The 3,036-nt window shown below is 74.5% G+C and carries 2 protein-coding genes; one reads left to right on the forward strand and one right to left on the reverse strand.

Features of this window, described 5'->3' with window-relative positions; translation table 11 throughout:
- On the reverse strand, nucleotides 1–2,348 hold a 2,348-nt coding region (locus tag CCN51_RS50700; RefSeq protein WP_086861194.1), incomplete at its 3' end, for an AAA family ATPase.
- Between the two features lie 163 nt (nucleotides 2,349–2,511).
- On the opposite strand from CCN51_RS50700, the gene CCN51_RS50705 reads away from it, so the two are divergent.
- Nucleotides 2,512–2,982, forward strand: coding sequence for a helix-turn-helix domain-containing protein (locus CCN51_RS50705; protein ID WP_014173635.1), 471 nt, complete (start codon nucleotides 2,512–2,514; stop codon nucleotides 2,980–2,982).
- Nucleotides 2,983–3,036 lie beyond the last annotated feature (54 nt).

The raw sequence follows: 3,036 nt of genomic DNA on the forward strand, positions 1-3,036 counted from the left end.
GTGCGGTCCGGGCGGGGGCGGGGCTTCGCGGATGCGCGGGGTTCAGGACGGGCCGTGGCCACGGAGCGGTCGGAGGTCGAGGACATCAAGGGGTCCCGGGTCAGGTTGGGGTTCCGGCCCGGGGCGGGGTCCGGCTCCGGCTGTAAGCGGCCGCAGCGGGCCGCGAAGTCCTTGACCAGATCGGACAGCGGCGTCCCGGCCCCGTCCGACAGGGCGGCCAGGAAGCCCCGCTCGCCCAGCTGGCGCCGCATACGCCCCTCCAGCCGCCCCACCGTGAAGTCCGGGTATCCGGGCTCGTCGAGCAGCCCGCCTGCGCCGCGCGCCGCGTGGCAGGAGCCCAGGCATCTGACCACGTCGGCGGCGCGGGCGGCGGTCCTGGGCAGCAGGGGCGTACCCAGGACGGAGAGCAGAGCGCCGAGCACGGCGGCGGCGCCGAGGGTGCGCAGACCGGCCACGGCCCGGTCGAAGTAGCCGTCTGCCTCGGCCTCCCGGCCCCGCGCGGCGGCGAAGACGCTCAGTTGGAGCAGAGCGGTGCCGGAGACCAGCGTGTCGCGGCGGCGGGTGGCGCCCGACAGGGCCTCCACCGCCAGGGCCGTGGCCTTCGCCGGGCTGCCGTGGAGGAATTCCGCGAGCGAGGCGTCGAGCATGACGCGGTGGAGAGCGTGTCCGTCGCCGATGTGCGACCGGTGGCCCGCGACCGCCGCATGCAAGGCGGCCAGCGCCTCACGCGGCCGGTGCGGAGCCTCGGCGATGCCTCTCAGATGCAGCAACCGGGCCGCCTGCAGGGCCTCTTCGGCGGCCCCGGCCTCGTCCCCCCGCTCCTCCCTCCCGACCGCGTCGGCCCGGTCCGCGTCCGCCTGGCCGAGGAGGGCGAGGGCCGCCTCCGGCTCCCCGGCCCGGATCGCCGCTTCGGCCAGCAGCAGGTTGAGCCGGGTCCGCCGAGGCGTATCGGCCGGGGCCTCCGGCAGGGCGGTCAGCCGCTCGGCCCAGGTGAACGGTGCGCCCGAGGCGTACCAGTACGTACGCGCATGGTCGACCAGCGCGATCGCCTCGTCCGCCGCGCCGATGCCGATCAGGGTGTCCAGGGCGCAGCGGATGTTGCGCTCCTCGCTCCGGAAGGCCGTGATCCCGGCGTACTGGTCGCCTTCGGCGATGCGGCGTGCGGCGGTGTGTGCCAGCTCGGCGTAGTAACGGGCGTGCGACAGGGGCGAGTTGTCGTGGGCGGGGGCGGAATCCGGTCCGGCGGTGGGGACGGATGGCTCGAACGGGATATGCAGCCGGGTGCGGGTGAACCCGTCGAGACGGCCGGACGGAAGCGCGGACACACTCAGCAGATGGCGGCCGAGCAGGGTCTCGAGCGCCGCCGGGAACGCGTTGAGGGGGACGCCGGCGATCCGCCGCAGCGCCTCGGGTCCGGCCCCGCCGCTGAAGAGCCGGGAGCAGACCAGCAGTCGGCGTTCGACGTCGCCCAGTTCGGCGTCGCCCAGTTCGGCGTGGCGCCGCGCCCGTACGGACGCGTCCGGGTCCGTGGCCGCCGCGCGAGGCGAGGGTGTGGCGGGGGCCGGACCGCCGTATGCGTCGAGCAGCCGCGCGAGGCTGCCGCTGTCGCCACCGGCCCCCGCGAGGCCCTCGGGTCCGGGGTCGAACCGCCCGTCCAGCGCGGCCCAGAGCACTTCGGGCCCCTCCAGGGCGGCGATCCGCGCCGCCAGGACCAGGGCGCCGGGGATGCCTCGCAGTTCGGCGCAGGTACGGGCGACCGCCTCCTGGTTGTCGTGCTGGACGCGGAACGCGGGGTTCAGGGCACGTAAGGAGGCCACGTACAGCCGTACGGACGGAATGCGGCACATGCTGTCGAGGTCGAGCGCCGAGCAGTCGAACGGGACGGGCAGCGGCCCGACCGTACGGACCGCAAAGCCCGCAGAGGACGCAGCGGCCGCGGCGGCCAGGGGCTCGCGGGCGGTGACGATCAGCCTGACGCCAGCGTGCGCCGCCGCGCCCGGCACGCCCCCGCGATCGGCCGCGGCCAGGCCCTCGGCCAGGATGAGCGGCGGCGCGCCGACGCCGCCAGGTCCCCCGTCCCTGGCGGCTCTTGGGCGCTCGTGGAGGCGCGCGACGAGCCGGATGAGCTCCGCGCCGGGGTTCTCGTACGCGGACCCGTCGAAGCCGATCGTCTCGGCCCCGCTCGCCGACGCGTACGCGGACGCGACCGCCCGGGCCAGCCGTGTCTTGCCGATGCCGGGCCCGCCGGAGAGCACCACGCCCAGCGTGGCCGTGTCCGTCAGGAGCGCCAGCAGCTCGGAGATCTCACGGTCCCGTCCGAAGATCTCGCGGTCGGGCGGATCGGTCATGGACGGCTCCACGGAGTGTGTGAGCTGAGATGAATGTTGTGTGGAAAATCCTGCACATCAGCTGGACGGCCTGTCAACTAGAATGAATGGAGGCACGTTGAGGACCTATGTCTGCTGCCGCCCGCCGAAGAGCCACGGCGGGCGCGAACGAGAGAGGTGCGCCGTGACAGGGGAGGAGCCCACGCCGTCGGTGCTGGCCGACAAGATCGACACTCTCTTCAAGGTCGTGCGCCGGCCCGACCGCCAGCAGTACAGCCATGAGGAAGTCGCCCGGGCCTGCCGCGAGGCCACCGGCGAGACCTTCTCGGCGACCTATCTGTGGCAGCTGCGCACCGGGCGGCGGGACAACCCGACCAAGCGCCATCTGGAGGCGCTGGCGCAGTTCTTCCAGGTCCCCCCGGCCTACTTCTTCGACGACGAGCAAGGCGCGGAGATCGCCCGCGAGCTCGAACTGCTCGGCGCGCTGCGCGACGCGGGCGTGCGGGACGTGGCGCTGCGCGCGGTGAACCTCTCCCCCGAGGGGCTGGGCACGATCAGCGATGTCATCGACGCGATCGCCCGGCGCGAGGCGGAGGCCGCGGCGGAGACAAAGGCGGAGAAGGGCAGCGCGAGGCGGCGCCGCGACCGCGGTTGAGGGCGGCGTGATACGGCAGCGGCCCCGCCGACGCGAACGTCGGCGGGGCCGCTG

It is taken from the genome of Streptomyces milbemycinicus (genome assembly GCF_002154605.1).
Lineage (GTDB): Bacteria > Actinomycetota > Actinomycetes > Streptomycetales > Streptomycetaceae > Streptomyces > Streptomyces milbemycinicus.